Consider the following 18,260-nt stretch of genomic DNA (forward strand, 5'->3'; position numbering starts at 1 on the left):
GGAATCATATCAAATGTGACGGCAACTGCCGCGCGCCTCGTCGGCGATCGGTTCCCCGGCCCCACTCAGAACTGGTAATTCACCGACATGTCGAACACGCCGTTGGTCTTCTGCTGCGTGATCGGGCTGTGCGCGGCGCGACCGACGAGCTGCTCGAGCGCGCCGTCGATCGTGATGAACCAGTGCTTGTTCACGAACCAGGCCATCGTCACGCCCGCGCCGACCGACTTGAGCCCGGCCCCTGACGAATAGGCCGGCAGCCCCGAGCGCGCGGCGGCGCCCTGGCTCACGCCGAACCAGCTGTTCATGTAGCGCGAATCGGCGAACGACACGGTCGGCCCCGCGAACCAGAAGAAATGCTCGTTGCTGCCGGGCATCGGCATGTACGCGGAGAAGTCGCCGACCCAACCATTCGAGCCGCCGATGCTGCGCCGGACATCCGCGCGCAGCACGAGCGGAAATTCCTTCGAGATCACGTAATCGGCCGCCAGTTTCATCACCGGCGCCGCGTTGATGTTGTCGAGGCCGTTCAGGTGCTGGATGTCGTCGGCCGAGCGGCGCCCGAGGTCGTAACCGACGGACAGGCTCACGCGCCAGTTCGGCCCGCGCAGCACGTTCGCGCCGAGCCCTTCGCCGGTCGACAGGAAGAACAGGTCGCGATAGCGGATATCGACCGTCGGGCCGCCCATCACGCGATAGCGATCGGAGCCCGCATAGCGTGGCTGCAGCGTCATCGCGGCGCCCATGCTGATATCCCAGGTGGAGACGTTCGGCTCGAACAGTTTTTGGAGCGGCACGCCCGCCGAGTATTGCCACTCGCCGAGCGGTGAAGGCGTCTGGGCCGACGCGTCGCGGGCGCCAACAGCGGCAAGCGCCGCGCTGGCCGACACCGCGGAAACGAACCGGCGTGCGCCGGGTGACAGCAAAGAGCGAGCAACAGTCATCAAGGTCCCCGTCGGTTGCGCGAAACGAACCCGAAGTAAAGGAGCGCATTGCGCCTCTTCGGCTGCAGCGGCTGGCAGCCTGCGGCGCGAACGTAGCATGCGCTGAATTAACGGACATCCTACGCGACACACGCACGGACGCAAAGCGCCCGCTGCGTGCGGGCACTTTGCCGTACGCGGGACAGTCCGGTGAAGCGGGATGGAATCAGAATCGCTCGACGTGATAGTCGCCGGCCAGCGCGGCCGGGCTGCGCGTCGACATCATCCGCGAGAAGCCGTCGGCGAGCCGACCGAGCGCGAGCTGCTTCTGGCTTGCATCCCAGTGCGTATAGGTGTCGTACGCGGCATCGTCGAACGACACGGTGACGGCGGCCGGGCGGCCGCTGGCGCGAAAGCCGATCTGCAGCACGCCGCCCGGCAATTCCTCGATGTGATAGTGCAACGAGCGCGATTCGAAATAGCGGCCCAGCACCTGAGCGATCGCGCGCTTGTCCGGCGATTGCACGTGAATGTCCATGAGGGTCCTCCTTTTTTCAGTGTTCGCGCGGACGGTTGTGATGCACCGCCTCCCGGCATCCGCATCGGTGGCGGCTGCGACGGCGGGTCGCCTTGCGGCAGCCCGTCCGGCACGGGCGGATCGACAGGATCGTCGTGCCCGGGCGGCGGCGGGTCCGGGTCGACATCGGGCGTCGTCGGCTCGGGGCGATGCAGCTTGGATGGCGTGTTCATGTCTCTCCTGCGCGACGGCGCGCGCATCTCGATGGCGCCGGCACCGTGCGCAAGCGGCGTGCCCGCTCCTGCGCGCCCGGTTGCCCGCTCCGGCCGGACGCCGTCGTGCGCTCAGTCGTCGTAGGCCGCCATCACCAGCCACATCGTACGGCCTTCCGCGGTCAGCCGTGCCGCGAGCGCGAACCGGTCGGACGGCCTGCATTCGGCGACGAGCGCCCGCTGCGCGCGCTCGGGGCCGTCGTAGACGGTGTCGTTCAGTTCGCGTACCTCGTCCTTGCCGTCGAACATCCGCCGCTCGGGCCGATAGACCAGCGACTCACGCTTCCACGTGTCGAAACGCTCGCGCACGTGGGCGAAATCGCCGCCGCATACGTTCGCGTCGTAACGTATCCTTTCCCTGGCTGCATTCATCACGATGTCCTCTTGTCCACGCCGACGGCGCAGCGTGGTTGCGCCGCGCCCCCGTGCGGTGTCGCCCACGCGCAAGCGTCGTGCCGTCGGCCCGCGCGGGCATGGCGCTTGCGCCTGTATCCATGACCAAGGAGGTTCGACCATGACCGTTCACGCCCCCGGCCGCCACGACGCCGTGTCACCGGCTGCCGGACTGCTCTGGCTCGCCACGTCGCGCCCGCCGTCCAAAGACAAGACGGAGGAACGCATCGACGAGGGCCTCGAGGAGACGTTTCCGGCCAGCGACCCGCCCGCCGTGGGCGGCGCGACCCGTATCGACCCTGCCAAGCCGTCCGGCGAGCACGAACGCCGCTCGCCGGACGTCCCTTCACCGCCCCGCGATCACGGCTGACGGCGGCAACCGGCCCGCGCTGCGCGGCGGCGCAGCGGCGTGCCGGAGCAATCTGGAGTTGATCTGATGAAACGCCTTGAACGCAGATGGCATGAAATCAGCGGCGCCGCCGGCGTTGCCGCGCTGGCGGCGATCGAAAGCGCGGTGGTGCTCGCGATCGTCGCGATGACGGGCATCGGCCACTGAGGTCCTGCCCCGCCCGCTCGCGGCTGTCGCCGTGGAAGATGTACAAGCGGGCTGGCAAATTTCTCCGTCGCCTCACCGGCCAGGGCTTGTTCACGCTAATAACGGGCTTGCGCTGGCCCCACGAATGATTTTTCCCAAACAGGGGAATGTGCCTTGCCGGCCGCATTGCGGCGTCGCGCGTCGCTTGTTCGGCGTGGCCAAACGGCGCTCCTTGCTTCTTGCACTGCAGCCGGCAAGGCACGTTCGCAAGCCCGTTATTAGCGTGAACCAGCCCTAGGCCCGGCGTGTGCGGCCCGTGCGCGGCACGCCATCTGCTCCCCCGATAGTCTTGCTCACGAAGGAGACGTTCATGTATCGCGTCACCGAGATCATGTCGCGCGACGTGGTGTGCGTCGCGCCGACCGACACGATTCGCCACGCGGCCGAACTGATGCGGCGCTTCGATATCGGCGTGCTGCCCGTTTGCGACGGCGCCGAACTCGTCGCAATCGTGACCGACCGCGACCTCGCGGTGCGCGGACTGTCGCACGGCCATTCGTCCGATACGCCCGTGCAGGCGGTCGCGTCCCAACCCGTGCAGTGGTGCGTCGAGGACGACGGTGTCGGCGACGTCCAGCAGCGGATGGCCGACGTGCAGTTGCATCGGATGCCGGTGCTCGACCGCAACCGGCGGCTGGTCGGCATCGTGTCGCTCGGCGACATCGCGACGCGCGCCGGCGGCCCCGAGCGCGACGAGCTGGCCAATACGCTCGAGGACGTGTCACTGCCGCGCCGGCGCTGACCGGCGCCCGGGTGCCGCTTCGACCAGGAGGTGTTCGATGACAACGGACAGACCGTCGCGTGACGACACGCGCATCGTCGGCGGCAACCGCCGCACGGCCGGCGGCGGGCCAGGGCCCGACGTGATGGCCGCCCGCACGCTCGAAGGCGATCGCGTCCTGACGATGGACGGCGACGACATCGGCCAGGTCGCCGACATCATGCTCGACGTGCGCTCCGGCCGGATCGCGTATGCGGTCGTGTCGGCGGGCAACCCGCCCGGGAGCGGCGACAAGCTGCTCGCGGTGCCGTGGAACGTGCTCGTGCTCGACGTCGAGCGCCGCTGCTTCGTGTTGCCCGTCGCCACCGAACGCGTGCGCGAAGCCCCCGGCTTCGACAGGAGCCGCTGGCCCGCGATGGCCGATCCGGCGTGGGCCGAGGCGCTGCATGCGTACTACGGCAGTTCGCCGTACTGGCTGATCGAGGAAGGCGAAACGGCGCTCGACTCGCCGCCGTACGAGGCGTCGCCGGGCGGCCCCGAAGCGCCTGAAAGCCCTGACGGCGGCAAGCGGTAGCGCGGATCGGCGCTCAGTGTGCGGCCGCCACCGTCTGCGCGAGTTGCCGGGCGGCGGCCAGGTGCGCCTTCAGCGTCGGCAACGCGTGGGCCGCGAACGCACGAAGCTGCGAATCGCGGCCGTTCCGCGCCTCCGTTTCGTAGAGCCTGATCGCTTCTTCATGCGCGCCCGGGCCCGCCAGCGCGACATAGGCGGTGTCGAACGCATGACCTTCCTTGGTTTGCAACGCGGTCACGGCCGGATCGACGAGCATCCGCGACTGGACCGGTACGCCCTTGGTCGCGCCAAGCTCCCGCAATTCGGCGGCGAGCCGTCCGTGATCGTCGACCATCCGGCGCGCGAACGCCTTCACGTTGGGGTTCGACGAGCGGTCGAGCGCGAGCTGGCTGGCCTGCCGCTCCACCTTGCCGATCATGCCGGCCTTGTCGATGAATTCGACGTCGATACCGGTCGGCCGCTGGGTCATGCCGGCCTCGTCGGACGTCGTGCCGGGGCGGATGACGCCCGGCGCGACCTGGGCCGACGACGCGGGTAACGCCTGCGCATGGGCGAGTACGGCGATCGATGCGCCGACGGTCGCGGCCAGCACGATCGCCGCCGGCCGATGGATTCGATTCGTTTTCATCCGGACCTCCGTGTGGCGCGACGGGGCGGGCCGGCCGCGCGGGTTGCCGTTGCGTCCCTCGCGCCGCCTCCCTTCGTCATGACGGGGCGAGCCGCCACGCCGGCTGCTACCGGCCGCGCCCTTTCCGATCGTGCGCGGCGTCCGGCGCGACATCGGCGATCACGCTCGCCAGCGTCGGCATGTCCACCGGCTTGCGCAGGTACGCGTCGAACCCGGCCGCCATCACGCGGTGCCGGTCGGCGTTGCCGGCGTGGGCCGTGACCGCGACGACGGGCAGATGCCCGCTGCTGCCCGGCAAATGACGGATGCGGTCGAGCAGCCAGAAGCCATCACCGTCCGGCATCGCGAGATCCGACAGCACGACGTTCGGCGCCTGCCGTTCCACCGCGTCGAGCGCGTCGTGCCCCGACTGCGCGGTCGACACCTGCGCGCCCATCGTTTCGAGTGCCGCGGCAAGGCTCGCGCGCGATGTCGCGTCGTCGTCGACGACGAGCACGCGCTGGCCGTCGAGCGTCACCGGGTCCGGCGTGCCCGCCGCGTGCAGGAGGTTGTCGGCCGGATCGTCGATGTCCCAGCCAGCCGGCAGCGTGACCGTGACGGTCGTCCCGCGCCCGGGGCCGGCGCTCGTCGCCACGACATCGCCGCCGTGCAGTTGCGCGATGTGGCGCACGATCGACAGGCCGAGCCCGAGGCCGCGCTCCGGCGACGCGAATGCACGTTCGGGGCGGCTGAACGTCTCGAACAGGTGCGGCAGGTATTCCGGCGCAATGCCCTGCCCCGTATCGGCGACCGACAGCCGCACGCGCTCGCCTGCCCGGGCCAGCGACACGACGATGCGCCCGCCCGGCGGCGTGAACTTGATCGCATTCGACAGCAGGTTCGACAGGAGCTGGCGCACGCGCTCGCGGTCCGCCGGAATCACGCAGGTCGGCATCGCGTAGTGGGTCGACAGCTCGAGCCCGCTCGCCTGGGCCGTCGCGTCGAGTTCACGCGTGGCATCGCGCACGATCCGCACGAGATCGACCGGCACGCGCTCGAGGCGCAACCGGCCGGTCGCGAGCGAAGACGCATCGAGCAGGTCGGCCACCATGTGCGACAGCGACCGCGCGCTGCGATCGATCGCGTCGACGGCCTGTTGCGCGAGCCCCTGGCCGTCGACGTTGCGCAGCACCTCGACCCAGCCGTAGATCACGTTCAGCGGCGTGCGCAGTTCGTGCGACACCGTGGCCAGCAGTTCGTCCTTCAGCCGGTTCGACGTGTCCGCCTGGGCGCGTGCGTCGCGCGCGCCGCGCAGCGAGCGCAGGTTGCGCCGCTCGCCGCGGCGCCGTTCGTGCGCATCGCGCAGCGTCATCGACAGGCCCGTGCAGTTGCCCTGCGCATCGACCATCGGCGACGCGGCGAAGGTCGCCCGAAAACGGCCGCCGTCGCGTCGCACGCACAGCACGTCGAGCGGACCGACCGGCGCGTGCAGGTTCGCGAACGACGCGGGCAACGGATGGCGCCGCAACCAGCGCGGCGCGATCATCGCGGCGACGTCGCGCCCGGCGGCCTGCGCCGCATCGATGCCGAAGATCCGTCGCGCGGCCGGATTCCAGCTCGTGATCCGGCGTGCGGCATCGACCCCGACGATCGCGTCGGGCGAAGCGTCGACCACACGGCGCAGCAGGCGGTCGTCAGGTACTGGCGCGCGTGCGGCCGGCGCCGGTTCGCGATGCGGCGCGCGGGCATCGGCGTCGCGGTCGTCATCGGGTTCGCGCAGACGATCGTTCGCGAGCAGCGGCTTCACGGTCATCACGAGCACGCACTCGACGAAGCTGATCGCGACGAATGTGCCGGCCTGCGTGAGCAGCGAGGCCAGCGGCGCATCACGCCACCACAGCGTGCCGATCACGGCCACGCTCAACGCGGCCGCAACCAGCCCACCGCCGAACGACGTCAGCCATGCGGCAGCCGCAACGCCTGCATAAAAGGGCAGCGGCGCAAATGGCGCGTGCTCGCCGACGACGCGAACCGCCCACGCCTGCAGCGCGGACGCCAGCCCGACGGCCAGCACGATCCATGCACCCTGCCGTAACAGCTCACGTGTCAGGGTCCTCATTGCATCCTTGCCTCGCGCCGGCTCCGGTCGCACGGCGTCATGCCGCGGGTCGACCGTCCGGCCTGCCGTCGAGCGTGCCGGGCGAGCCTGACGGGATCCGCAAGCGGCATGCCTGACGCGGATCGCGGATGGCTGCCTGCCTGACTCCCTGTCTGTCGGGTGTGCCGTAACCGGTTGAGCACCGGCCGGTGTCGCGCGCCGCATCAATGCACGATGGTCACGACCAGCTTTTTCATCGAAATTCTGTAAAAAAGCACCGATACGACCCTGGATGGCACAGCAGTGCCGCGATGCGCGTCAGGACTCGATGGCCTGCTTCTTCTGTCCCCGCCGCACACATTGGAAATTTCTATTTTGCGGCACCTTCGTGGCCGTTTCGCTGTCGATGAAAATATTGCAATCAACGGAGCGTGTGGTGCCGATTTTCAAAACGGCCCCACCCATGCCGATCCATGCCAATGGGAGAAACCGCAAACCGGTCGAAGCAACGTGCGGACGGCCGCCGGTTGTCCGGCCGGTCCACCGCGATGCGCACGCTGCTCGGCCGCATCGAGAAGATCGCCCCGACCCGCGCCAGCGTGATGATTGCCGGCGAAAGCGGGGTCGGCAAGGATATCGTCGCGCGCCGGCTGCACGATCTCAGTGCCCGGCGCGACGGCCCGTTCGTCCCCGTGAACTGCGGCGCGATTCCGCCCGATATCGCGGAATCGCAATTGTTCGGGCACGAGAAAGGCAGTTTCACGGGCGCAATCGCGCAGCGCGAAGGTTTCTTCGAAGCCGCGCGCGGCGGCACGCTGCTGCTCGACGAGATCGCGGAAATGCCCGCGTCATTGCAGGTGAAGTTGCTGCGGGCGATCGAATCGAACGTGATCGTCCGGGTGGGCGGCACCGAGCCGATTGCGCTCGACGTGCGTATCGTGTCGGCCACGCGCCATAACCCGGCCGAAGCCGTGCGCGACGGCCGGCTGCGCGAGGACCTGTTCTATCGTCTCGCCGCGTTTGCGCTGTACGTGCCGCCGCTGCGCCAGCGCGACAGCGACATCGAGACGATCGCACTGGAATTCGTCGACGCGCTCAACGCGCGGCACCATGCGCACAAGCGGCTGACCGACGCGGCGATCGCCGCGCTGCGCGCGTATTCGTGGCCCGGCAACGTCCGCGAGCTGCACAACACGATCGAGCGCGCGTACATCCTGGCGGACGAAGGCATCGACGTCACGCTGCCGAAGCCGGCGATGCCGCCCGAGCGCCTGTCGGAGAACACGATGGCGCTGCCGCTCGGCGCGACCTTGCACCATGCGCAGCAGCGCTTCATCGCGGCGACGTTGCGCCACTTCGACGGCAACAAGCCGCGCGCCGCGAAAGCGCTCGGGATCAGCCTGAAAACGCTCTACAACCGGCTCGCGCTGATGCGCGACAACGGCCACTCCTGAGCGGCGCGGCCGTCTTTCCCACGCGCTGCGTCAAGCGACCTTGAACCGCCCGACCGTGGTCGCCAGCGCGTTCGCCTGCGACTGCAGCGCGGTCGCGGCGGCGGTCGACTGTTCGACGAGCGCCGCGTTCTGCTGCACCATTTCGTCGAGCTGCGTGACCGCGCGATTCACTTCCTGGATGCCGCGCGTCTGCTCGTTCGCCGCGTGCGTGATCTCGGAGATGATCGTCGTCACGTTCGACACGTTGGACACGATCTCGCGCATCGTGTCGCCCGCCTGACGCACCTGCCCGGATCCGGCCGACACGCTCGCGACCGTCGATTCGACCAGCACCTTCACTTCGCGCGCGGCCTGCGCGCTGCGTTGCGCGAGGCTGCGCACTTCCTGCGCGACGACCGCGAAGCCGCGGCCCTGCTCGCCCGCGCGTGCCGCTTCGACGGCCGCGTTCAGCGCGAGGATGTTGGTCTGGAACGCGATCCCGTCGATCACGCCGATGATGTCGCCGATGCGGCCCGAGGCTTCCTCGATCTTCTCCATCGTCGCGACGACGTCCGACACGACCACGCCGCCGTGCGACGCGATCCGCGACGCGGCCGCCGCGCGTTCGTCGGCCTGGCCGGCGGCGGCGGCCGATTGGCCCACCGTCGCGGTGATTTCTTCCATCGACGCGGCCGTTTCCTCGAGGCTCGCCGCCGCCGATTCGGTGCGCGACGACAGGTCCTGGTTGCCCGCCGCGATCTCGTTCGCGGCCGTGCGCACCGATTCGCTCGCATCGCGGATCTGGCGCATCACGTCGTTCAGCTTGTCGACGAAGCTGTTGAACGAGCGGGCGATGTCGGCCACTTCGTCACGACCGTCGGCCGGCAGGCGCTGCGTCAGGTCGCCGGCGCCCGAGCCGATCGCGGCCATGGCCTGGCGCACTTGCGACAGGCGACGGAACGCGGTCGCGGTGATCGCGCCGATGATCAGCGACGCCACGCCGACGATCACGAGCAGCGTGATCAGCGACGCGGTCAGCAGCGAGCGCATCCCGGCCGTCGCTTCGTTCTTGTCGAGCAGCACCAGCGCGTACCAGTCCGTGCCCGGCACGGGGCGCGCGCGCACCAGCTTCGCGTCGCCGCCGACCGTCACTTCGACGGGCGCGGCCGCGGCCGCGATCGTCGCGCCGTTCGTCGCGCCGAGTTCGGGCGACACGTCGGCGACCGGCTTCAGCGTGAGCTTCGGATCCGGGTGGGCAACCACGTGGCCGTTGCTGTCGATCAACATCCCGAAGCTCGCCGGCGTCGGACGGATCGACTTCACGTTCGCGATCACGGTGTCCATCGAGACGTCCGCTGCGACGACGCCCTTCACCGCGCCGTCACGCAGGATCGGCACCGCGAACGTGACGACGAGGTTGCCGGTGCCGGCGTCGACGTACGGCGGCGTGACGACCGGCTTGCCGGCCTGCGCGGCCTGCTTGTACCACGGGCGGCCGGTCGGATCGTAGTCGGGCGGAATGCCGGTCGGGTCGGAGAAGTGGAACGCCTTGTCGGCGTAGCCCGCGTAGACGTTCGTGAAACCGCCGGCGGTGGCCATCTGCTTGAACACCGGCAACGGATCGGGTGTCAGCGCGGCATCCTGCAGCGACGCGATCATCCGGCTCCGGGTGGCGACCCAGTCGGCGATCCCGACCACGTGGCCGCTGGCGACGGAGGTCAGGTTGCGGTCGATCGCGTCGTCGTTGTACGAGCGCGCGATGAAATAGTTGATGAGCGTGGTGGCGACCAGCGCGAATACGACGATGGCGACGCACGCGGCAAGGATGCGGGCGCGGATGGACGAGAGCATGGCAACGACTCGGTAAGGGAGCGCGAACGCCCGGTGGACGAATTCACCGGGTAAACGGCAATCGCGCCACTTACTTGAGGCCGCTGTGACAATTCAGTGAAACGTATGACAAAACGCAAGACCGGTTGTCAGCGAATCGTCAGGATGACCGTGCTGCGCGGTGCCGTGCGCGCACCGCCCGCGGACGCGACGACGGCACCGTCGATCCCGGGCACGGCGATCAAGAAGCGCGGTGGAATGGGCCGGTTTGCTGCCGACCGACTCATGAATGTCGATCAGGATCCGGCCCTGGCCCTGCCCTCGGCCACGGATCGTGTCACGTCCGCGGCATCAGCCGCGGCGCTCGCCCGTCACAGGCGATGGCTCGGACGCGGATCGGCGTCCGCGGGCGCATCGGCACGCGTGTCGTCGTGGAGATCGTCCTGCCGGCGCATCCGTTCGCGCAGGTGCCGGATCGCGAATACGTGGATGTAGTCGTGCACCCGCGCGTCGGACGACAGCGCGCGCACTTCGTCGTCGAGCATCGCACGCAACTGATCCGAACCGATCGCGCGCTGTTTGGCGGCTTCCTTGAGTGAATCGAGCAAACTGTCCTTGGACATCGACGGACTCCTGACGGTCGAGGAACGAAAAGAAGAAGGTACCGGAAGCTTAAAGACTGAACGGCGGCGCGGCGTGCGATGCGCCGGCGCATGTTTGTGCGCGATCAACGGCACGTTGCGTGCCGCCGTGCCGATCCGTCCCCGAACCGGCCGCGCAAGATTCGCGGCGCAAACTGCCCGCGAACGAGACTGGAAGCCCTGCCACGCCACCCCGGGGCGCGGCACCGGCTGACACAGGCCGACGATGGAACGCCGCCCGACGCCGATGCACTGGCCAAGTTAGACCGGCCGAAATCATGCGTCAAGCGATCCCCTCCGCGCGCCCCCATTCGTCCGAACGAACGCGCCGGCGTGTCAGCGGATTCCTATAGGCGCCGCGCATTACCTGACAGCGACTTCAGCGCGCGCTGCTTGGCAGCGCACGGGCGCGACACGATACTGGTGACATGGACGAAACGTTCATACGGGTCATCGCTCAGCCGGCCGTCGAGCCGGCATGCGGGGCCTGGCGCAGGAGACCAACCATGGCACATCGCAACTTACCGGGCCGGGACGGCCAGCGGCGCGCGTCGGGCAAAGCGCGCGCCCTGCCCGCCCAGACCGCGTCGGCGGGCAACCTTCCGTCCGACAATATCGACACCTTGCTTGCGCTGGCACGCGAGGCCGGATTGCTCGTCACGCTCGACGGGCAGATCGGCCGCGAAAAGTACCAGAGCGTCGCGGGCTCGGTGCTCGCGTTGCAACGGTTCGCCGCGGCACTCTGCGCGCGGGCCGCACCCGACGCGCCGGCCGATGCCGAGCCACGTCGCAAGGCGCGCCCCGGCTGGCCGCACGCGAACCGCCTGCGCAACCGCACGTGCAGCGCGTGCGCGCCGCTGCATGTCGGGCATCAGCGTCCGCGGGTGCGCCGCGCTCCCGGCCGACGGCACGACTTGCGGTCGATGCTTCGCTTCACCTGAACATGCAGGCATGCCGTTGCACTGCACGGGAGCCGTGCAACGGCTGAACATCTCACGACGTCGCAGCGCCTGACGCACGCCGCGCCTGTACTACTGCGAGCGGCACACCTGCCGCGATCCTCACCGATCCGCATCGGCGCCATCACGCGCCATCACGCGTCATGACGCGCCGTTCGACACGGCCGCCATGACGACGATTCCTGCGGGGAAGGCAATTCAGACGGGGCCAACTACAACACGAACGCGGAAAGCGGACGGGGTGACTTCCACCCCGTCCGTCCTCCAAGGCAGCCGTGGCTGCCTACCCTCGTGCCAGAGAGTTCTCGGTCGGACGGCGCGCCGTGCATCGCACGTCGCGGCTCCGGAAATTGATGTCACGGCTGTGAATGCACCGTCGATCGCGGCCATCAACACGCGTGTTGCAGCGTGGCTGCGCGGTACATGCACGACAGACCGGCCGTGTTGCCGGTTGTTCCGACAATGTCTCACGCGCGAGGCGCGCCGTTTCTGATGCAGGTCAAGCCAAGCCTGCTTCGATCGCGACACCGCGCGCTTTATTCGGTACCGCGCACGAGCAGCACCGGCACCTGGGCGAGATGCGCAATGCGGCGCGCGACGCTGCCGATCAGCCAGGCGGCGATGCCGCGCCTGCCATGCGTGCCGACCACCAGCAGTTCGGCACGCCAGTGCACGGCGTCGCGCATCAGCGCATGGGCCACGTCGTCGCTGGTCGGGCGGGTTTCGACGACACTGCGCTTGCTCGGGTTCCCGGTCGCATGGAACAGCGGACCGATCTTCGCGAGCGCATCCTCGCCCTCCGCGCGATAGGCATCCTCGAGCGCGCGCACCGGCACGATATCCGTCAGACGAACCGCGCGATCGATCACGTAGGCCGCGTACAGCAACGTCGTCGGCGTCGCGAAGCCGAGCCCGACGCGCACCGCGTGCAGCGACGGCTCGCTGCCGTCGACCGCGAACATCAGCCGCTGCAGGCCGCCGTCCGACGGCCGCACGTAGCCTGCCGGCACGATCAGCAGCGCGCAGCGCACGCGGGTCGTCAACGTGTCCGACATCGCGCCTTCGACGAGCCGCAGCAGCCCGTGATGCGGATTCGCGCCGACCATCAGCACGTCCGCGCGCCATGCCGACGTATCGCTCACCAATGCATCGGCCACCGAGCCGCCCGTCAGCGACGTATCGATGATGGCCTGCTCGACCTCGATCCCGCTGCCGGCGAACATTGCCGCGATCCGTTCGTTGATGGCTTGCGCCTCGCGCATCATGTCCTCGCGCGCGGACGTCAGCAGTGCGTCGATGCGCGGGATGTCGGGCAACACGAGGCGCGGGTTGTCGATGGCGCAGACGATGCGCAATCGCATGCCGGGGCGCAGCAGCGTGCGCGCATAGCGCGCGGCGGACAGCGATTCGGGCGTCGGATCGACGGCCAGCGCGATCCGCGCAAGCGTCGGGATGGACTGGGCAGGCTGCATGGCGAAGGCCTCCGTGCGTGCGCGTCGTCGCGGAACGACGACGGGAGCTTCGCGCGGAAGCGGCGCACGGCGGCCGGGCCACCGCCGCGGTCGCGGCGGTCACGGGGATCGGCGGGTTGCCACGCGAAACGCGGACAATCGATTCGTTCAGCATAGGTCGTCCGGCCCGCGCGTGCATGATCGCGATCAAGGGTCGCGCGGGCCCCTGCCCGTGCTGCTTACGACTTGGTAGGCACCGATGCCGCCGGACGGTTCGCGTAGAACAGCGCATACGTGATGCCGAGCAGCACGATCCAGACCGGCCCGATCACGAGCGCGACGCGCGTGTCGGGCGTGAACGCCATGAGCACGACGACCAGCACGAGAAAGCCGAGCGCGACGAACGAACCGAGCGGATAGAACGGCACGCGGATCGGCAGGCGCGCGATTTTGTCGGCCGACAGCGTGCGGCGAAAGCGCATCTGCGCGATCAGGATCACGCACCACGTCCAGATCGCGCCGAACGTCGACACCGACGTGAGCCACGTGAACACGTGCTGCGGCGCGAGATAGTTGAGCAGCACGCCGATCAGCAGCAGCGCGACCGACACGATCACGCCGTACACCGGCACGCCGTTGCGATTGACCTGGCCGAGCTTGCTCGGCGCCTGGCCCTGCTGCGCGAGGTTGTAGAGCATCCGCGCGGTGCTGAACAGGCCGCTGTTGCACGACGACAGCGCCGCGGTCAGCACGACGAAGTTGATGATGCCGGCCGCCGCCGGGATGCCGAGCCGCGAGAACGTCATCACGAACGGGCTGCCCTGGGTGCCGATCTGGTCCCACGGGTACAGCGACATGATCACGAACAGCGCACCGATGTAGAAAATCAGCACGCGCCAGAACACCGAGTTCACGGCCTTCGTCAGCGACTTCTCCGGGTTGCGCGCCTCGCCGGCGGTGAGGCCGAGCATCTCTACGCCGAGATACGCGAACATCACGATCGGCAACGCGGCGACCACGCCGTTGAGGCCGTTCGGCATGAAACCGCCGTGCGCCCACAGGTTCGACAGGCCGATCGCGACGCCACCGTTGCCGATGCCGAACGCGATCATCAACCCGCCGCCGATGATCATCAGCACGATCGTGACGATCTTGATCAGCGCGAACCAGAACTCGAATTCCCCGTACAGCTTGACCGCGATGAAGTTCACCGAGCCCATCGCCATGAGCGCCGCGAGCGCCCAGATCCAGTTCGGCACGCCGGGGAACCACATATGCATGTAGACGCCGACCGCCGTGATTTCCGCCATGCAGGTGACGATCCACACGAACCAGTAGGTCCAGCCGGTCAGGTAGCCGGCGAGCGGCCCGAGGTAGTCGCGTGCGTAGCGGCTGAACGCGCCGGCGACGGGATTGGCGATCGCCATCTCGCCGAGCGCGCGCATGATCAGAAAAATCGCGATGCCGCCCAGCAGGTAGGTCAGCAGGATGGCCGGGCCGGCGACGCGGATCGCGCTGGCCGAGCCGAGGAACAGGCCGACGCCGATCGTCGCGCCGAGCGCCATCAGGTTGATGTGCCGCTCTTCCAGCCCGCGATGCAACTGGTCTTCTGGTTGTTTCAAGTCCGTCTCCTGGCAGCCGTGAACGAGCCGCCGTCATTGTCGATGTCAATGCGCGACCGTTCATGCCGATCCCGGCATGCCGAAAACGAAATAATCTCCGCTGGCGTTTTCTAAATTAGAAACGACACGGATATTGCGTCAATCCGATGGGAATCGCCGCGGATTATCCGTATGTTCCGGAACAATCCGGAAAACGGATCGGGCCTTTCACGGAATACGCCCGCGCGGCCCGTTCGACGCGGCTGTGCGCGTGACGGACGGCGACGGGATCAATCGCTTTCGGCGCGAACGAACACGCGTCGAAGGTGCGCGATCAGGCGCACGCAATATGCAGGCGGGATTATAGGGAGGATAAGCCGATTCACGCCAGCCGATTTTCGTAAAAATCGCGGGGCGTGAAACCGGTAGTGGAATTCGAATGCGCGCGACTCCCGCGCTCGGATTTATTTCGACAGCGTCGCACGCACCGTATATTCGCCTTCGATCGCACCGTGATCCGGCCGCACGAAATACCGCGACGCATCGAGATCGGCCGGCATCGGCTCGACCGGATAGCCGTGCTTTTCCCACGCATCGAGGCCGCCCTTCAGCGCGCGGATATTGTGGATCATCTTCTTGCGCTGCATCTTCGCGATCAGGCGCTTCGCGGTGGCCTCGTTCGGGCACACGCAATACACGACGATCGGCCGCTTCAGCATTTCAGGATCGAGCAGGTCCGGCGAATCGAGATCGACCGGCACCGCGCCGGCGATCCGGTACGGTTCGCGTTCGCGGATCGCTTTCGGCCGCGCGTCGAAGATCAGCGGCGGCTCGTCCGACGTCATCATTTCGACGAGCTGCGGCGGCGAGATGCGCACCTGCGCGAGATAGCGGCGGAACTGCACGCGACGCACCCAGCGGTACAGCAGGAACGTGATGAAGATCGCGAGGAATGCATCGAGGATCGTGCCCCCGCTCGCGCGCACCCACAGCACGAACTGGACGATCTGGTCGTGAATGGCCGCGCCGCCGACCAGCCAGAACGCGGCCCACAGCGATGCGCCGGCCAGGTCCCAGAACAGGAACACGCCGACGCCGATCGCGGTCGTGCCGAGCAGCGGCGCGGACACCAGGCCGAGGCCCGGCAGGAATTTGGACAGCACCAGCAGCGGCGCGCCGTATCTTTCGAATACGTTACGTGCGAAACGCAGCGTCGTGTCGAGCGACAGCGAGAAGCGCACGAGGCCGTTCAGCAGGCGCCGGCCGCGGGTGCGGCCCATGAAGAACCACAGCGAATCGGCCAGCATCGTCGCGCCGATCGCCGCCGCGAACATGCTGACCCAGGACGCCTGCCCCATTGCCGCCATCGTGCCGCCGAGAATCAGCATCGGCACGGCCGGCACCGGCACGCCGAGCTGCGTGATCAACACGCTCGCGAACACGGCCCACGGGCCGAGCGACGATGGAATAGCGATGGGAAAGTGCCACACGGCGGCGCTCCTGGAAGGCATGCAGCCGTGCGACGAGGGCCGTCGGCACCGCTGGGCAACGGCCGCCGCGGCACGCCCGCGGCCGACCCGATGCATCACGGCATTCTAAACGGGTTTGGCCGCGACCGCGCGGAACACGCACCATCGGCACGGGCTTCGCGCCCTTCCGTGACAGTCACATGTCGGTGCGCTGGGCAAGCTGCCCGACGTGTTCCGCGTAGTCGGGAAACGCGGCGGCCAGCGCGGCCGCGTCGGCCAGTTCGAATTCCGCGAACTCGAAGCCCGGCGCCACCGTGCAGCCGACGAGCGCGACATGCTCCGGCAACGCGCAGCGCGCGCCGAACCAGCTCCCGGCCCGCACGACCGCCTGGAACACGGTGCCCGGATGCGTGAGCGGGTTGCCGAGGCGGTGGATCGTCAGCCCGTCGCGCTCGTCGAGCACCCACACTTCGATCGGGTCGCCCGCGTAGAAGTGCCAGACTTCGTCGGAGCGGATCCGGTGCCACGACGAATACGCGCCGTCGCACAACAGGTAGTAGATCGCGGTCGACGCGGCGCGTGGCGCACCGTCGGCCGGACGCACGACCGAATCGGCCGCACGGTAGGTTTCGCGGAAATAGCCGCCTTCGGGATGCGGCTGCAAGTCGAACTGGCGAATCAGGTCGGTAGCGGAGATCGGCATGGCGGATGACGTCGGTGAAGTAAGGAACCGGGCACCCGGCGCACGGCCTCGCTTCGCTCATCGCGAACGCGGTCGCATAGCGCCGGATGCTGCTGCGTCGATCGCCGCGGCCATGCGCACGGCGAACAAGCGGACACCGGTCGATGCTGCCAGAACTGCATGTCGGGATGCAACCGCCGGCACGCGATTGCGCGCGTGGGGGACATCGGGTGTGCCGCCCTCGCGCGCCCGATGAGCAGCGACAGCCGCGCTCACACGCCGTGCGCCGGGCGTTTCCGTTTCATCACGCCGTCATCCGACGAATGCGCGAGACGCCCGCCCCCCCGCGACCGCCCGTGCGTCAACGTCGGTGCATCGCCGCGTGTGTCACGCAGCCGCCGACGTGCCGGGCTCGCTGTGCCGCACCAGCAGCACGGGCCGGTCGGCCGCGCGCAGCAGCGATTCGGCGACGCTGCCGAGCAGCAGCCGGCGCAGGCCATGCCGCCCGCTCGTGCCCATCACGATCAGGTCGGCATCGGCTTCGGCCGCCGTGCGCATCAGCACGGTGGCGACATCCTCGCCGTACGCGTCGAGCGCGCGCACGGTGCCCGATACATGCTCCTGCGCGAGCACTGCCTTCGCATCGTCGAGCACCGGCGTCGCGGCATCGGTCGCGGCCGCATCGCCGTCGCGCGCGGCAGCGAAGCCCGCATCGACGTCGACGAGCTGCGGCCGGTGCTCGACGACATACGCGCAGGTCACTTCGCCGCCGGACGCCGCCGCGATCCGGATCGCCTCGTTCAGCGCGAGACGCGCGCTCGGGCTGCCGTCGAGCCCGACGAAAATCCGCTTGTACATGGTCCGTCCCTCCGACCGGGCACGCGTCGCGCGTCGCGCGACGGCGGCCCGTTATCGCCACTCGGCCCGGTGCCGGGTGGTCTGCCGAACAGTCTGCCCCACGTGCCGGCGCGCCCGTTGATGCGCGTCAAGCGCGGCCGGCGCGCCCGCTGCTTCACGCCGGTTGCCGCAATTTCTAGTGCCCCCATTACATAAAACGTGTAAATCGCGCACAATTTCATCTTGAAAATAGACGTTGCGTGCAGCCGGTGCGAGTTTTGCCCGGTTTTGCTGTGCCGCTCCCGGTGCCAGGGCGCGGCCCCTGACAACAGAATGCCAATCGAATGACCGCAAGTGGAACCCCGACGCGTGACGCCCGAGGGCCCACGCGCCTCCAGATCATGTTACGCCAGCCGCTCGCGGCTGGCGTCGTTGCACTGTGCGCCGGCGCCGTGCTGTCGCTCGGCGTCGCGCTGCTCGTGCGCGAGCAGTGGCAAGGCGCTGTCCATACGCGTTTCGAACGCCGCACGACGCATGTGACGGCCATGCTCCGCCACGAGCTGCAATCCGGCGCGGCCGTGCTCGAAGGCGCGCGCGGCGCGTTCAGCCTCGTCCCGGGCATGACGCCCGAACAATGGCGCCGGTATGCAGAGATGATCG

The 18,260-nt window shown here is 68.5% G+C and carries 16 protein-coding genes and 2 pseudogenes; 6 read left to right on the forward strand and 12 right to left on the reverse strand.

What is annotated here, in order from left to right:
- Nucleotides 1–65 precede the first annotated feature (65 nt).
- The 3 genes from G3N98_RS13945 to G3N98_RS13955 form a co-directional block, all read right to left on the reverse strand.
- On the reverse strand, nucleotides 66–944 hold the full coding sequence (locus G3N98_RS13945) for a MipA/OmpV family protein (protein ID WP_206148480.1): 879 nt from the start codon (nucleotides 942–944) through the stop codon (nucleotides 66–68).
- A 205-nt stretch (nucleotides 945–1,149) separates the two neighbouring features.
- Complete coding sequence (locus G3N98_RS13950) at nucleotides 1,150–1,461, reverse strand: hypothetical protein (protein WP_089442496.1); 312 nt, start codon at nucleotides 1,459–1,461, stop codon at nucleotides 1,150–1,152.
- A 323-nt stretch (nucleotides 1,462–1,784) separates the two neighbouring features.
- The gene (locus tag G3N98_RS13955; RefSeq protein ID WP_089442745.1) at nucleotides 1,785–2,084 is read right to left on the reverse strand and encodes a hypothetical protein; all 300 of its coding nucleotides are present in this window, start codon (nucleotides 2,082–2,084) and stop codon (nucleotides 1,785–1,787) included.
- 142 nt (nucleotides 2,085–2,226) lie between these two features.
- On the opposite strand from G3N98_RS13955, the gene G3N98_RS13960 reads away from it, so the two are divergent.
- The 3 genes from G3N98_RS13960 to G3N98_RS13970 all read left to right on the forward strand — a co-directional run bounded on the left by G3N98_RS13960 (nucleotide 2,227) and on the right by G3N98_RS13970 (nucleotide 3,995).
- A complete protein-coding gene (locus tag G3N98_RS13960) occupies nucleotides 2,227–2,475 on the forward strand; it encodes a hypothetical protein (RefSeq protein WP_206148481.1) in 249 nt (82 codons plus the stop codon).
- Nucleotides 2,476–3,010: 535 nt separating this feature from the next.
- Nucleotides 3,011–3,442, forward strand: coding sequence for a CBS domain-containing protein (locus G3N98_RS13965; RefSeq protein ID WP_089442497.1), 432 nt, complete (start codon nucleotides 3,011–3,013; stop codon nucleotides 3,440–3,442).
- A 37-nt stretch (nucleotides 3,443–3,479) separates the two neighbouring features.
- Nucleotides 3,480–3,995, forward strand: coding sequence for a PRC-barrel domain-containing protein (locus tag G3N98_RS13970; RefSeq protein WP_175238684.1), 516 nt, complete (start codon nucleotides 3,480–3,482; stop codon nucleotides 3,993–3,995).
- A 13-nt stretch (nucleotides 3,996–4,008) separates the two neighbouring features.
- Here the strand turns inward: G3N98_RS13970 and G3N98_RS13975 are convergent, their stop codons facing one another.
- Entirely contained in the window at nucleotides 4,009–4,620 is a 612-nt protein-coding gene (locus G3N98_RS13975; RefSeq protein ID WP_206148482.1) for a DUF4142 domain-containing protein, read from the reverse strand.
- A gap of 106 nt (nucleotides 4,621–4,726) precedes the next feature.
- Nucleotides 4,727–6,718, reverse strand: coding sequence for an ATP-binding protein (locus G3N98_RS13980; protein WP_206148483.1), 1,992 nt, complete (start codon nucleotides 6,716–6,718; stop codon nucleotides 4,727–4,729).
- Nucleotides 6,719–7,103: 385 nt separating this feature from the next.
- Here G3N98_RS13980 and G3N98_RS13985 point away from each other — a divergent pair.
- Nucleotides 7,104–8,151 (forward strand): annotated as a pseudogene (locus G3N98_RS13985) (sigma-54 dependent transcriptional regulator).
- A gap of 30 nt (nucleotides 8,152–8,181) precedes the next feature.
- Here G3N98_RS13985 and G3N98_RS13990 read toward each other — a convergent pair.
- Both G3N98_RS13990 and G3N98_RS13995 read right to left on the reverse strand, forming a co-directional pair.
- Nucleotides 8,182–9,981 (reverse strand): methyl-accepting chemotaxis protein, encoded by a 1,800-nt coding sequence (locus G3N98_RS13990; protein WP_089474838.1) that lies wholly within the window; start codon nucleotides 9,979–9,981, stop codon nucleotides 8,182–8,184.
- Between the two features lie 350 nt (nucleotides 9,982–10,331).
- On the reverse strand, nucleotides 10,332–10,583 hold the full coding sequence (locus tag G3N98_RS13995) for a DUF3562 domain-containing protein (RefSeq protein WP_089427514.1): 252 nt from the start codon (nucleotides 10,581–10,583) through the stop codon (nucleotides 10,332–10,334).
- A gap of 524 nt (nucleotides 10,584–11,107) precedes the next feature.
- Here G3N98_RS13995 and G3N98_RS14000 point away from each other — a divergent pair.
- Nucleotides 11,108–11,542, forward strand: a complete 435-nt coding sequence (locus G3N98_RS14000; protein ID WP_206148484.1) for a hypothetical protein — start codon at nucleotides 11,108–11,110, stop codon at nucleotides 11,540–11,542.
- A 554-nt stretch (nucleotides 11,543–12,096) separates the two neighbouring features.
- On the opposite strand, the gene G3N98_RS14005 is transcribed toward G3N98_RS14000, so the two are convergent.
- The 5 genes from G3N98_RS14005 to G3N98_RS14025 form a co-directional block, all read right to left on the reverse strand.
- Nucleotides 12,097–13,032 (reverse strand): universal stress protein, encoded by a 936-nt coding sequence (locus G3N98_RS14005; RefSeq protein ID WP_206148485.1) that lies wholly within the window; start codon nucleotides 13,030–13,032, stop codon nucleotides 12,097–12,099.
- A gap of 218 nt (nucleotides 13,033–13,250) precedes the next feature.
- A complete protein-coding gene (locus tag G3N98_RS14010) occupies nucleotides 13,251–14,633 on the reverse strand; it encodes an amino acid permease (RefSeq protein ID WP_089458175.1) in 1,383 nt (460 codons plus the stop codon).
- Between the two features lie 443 nt (nucleotides 14,634–15,076).
- Complete coding sequence (locus G3N98_RS14015) at nucleotides 15,077–16,102, reverse strand: DedA family protein/thiosulfate sulfurtransferase GlpE (RefSeq protein WP_041493311.1); 1,026 nt, start codon at nucleotides 16,100–16,102, stop codon at nucleotides 15,077–15,079.
- Nucleotides 16,103–16,277: 175 nt separating this feature from the next.
- Nucleotides 16,278–16,784, reverse strand: a complete 507-nt coding sequence (locus G3N98_RS14020; RefSeq protein ID WP_089474834.1) for a cupin domain-containing protein — start codon at nucleotides 16,782–16,784, stop codon at nucleotides 16,278–16,280.
- Between the two features lie 366 nt (nucleotides 16,785–17,150).
- The gene (locus tag G3N98_RS14025) at nucleotides 17,151–17,621 is read right to left on the reverse strand and encodes a universal stress protein (protein ID WP_206148486.1); all 471 of its coding nucleotides are present in this window, start codon (nucleotides 17,619–17,621) and stop codon (nucleotides 17,151–17,153) included.
- A 323-nt stretch (nucleotides 17,622–17,944) separates the two neighbouring features.
- Between G3N98_RS14025 and G3N98_RS14030 the strand changes: the two are divergent.
- Nucleotides 17,945–18,260: pseudogene (locus G3N98_RS14030) on the forward strand (hypothetical protein); the annotation flags it as partial.

The organism is Burkholderia sp. Tr-20390 (assembly GCF_017104595.1).
Lineage (GTDB): Bacteria > Pseudomonadota > Gammaproteobacteria > Burkholderiales > Burkholderiaceae > Burkholderia.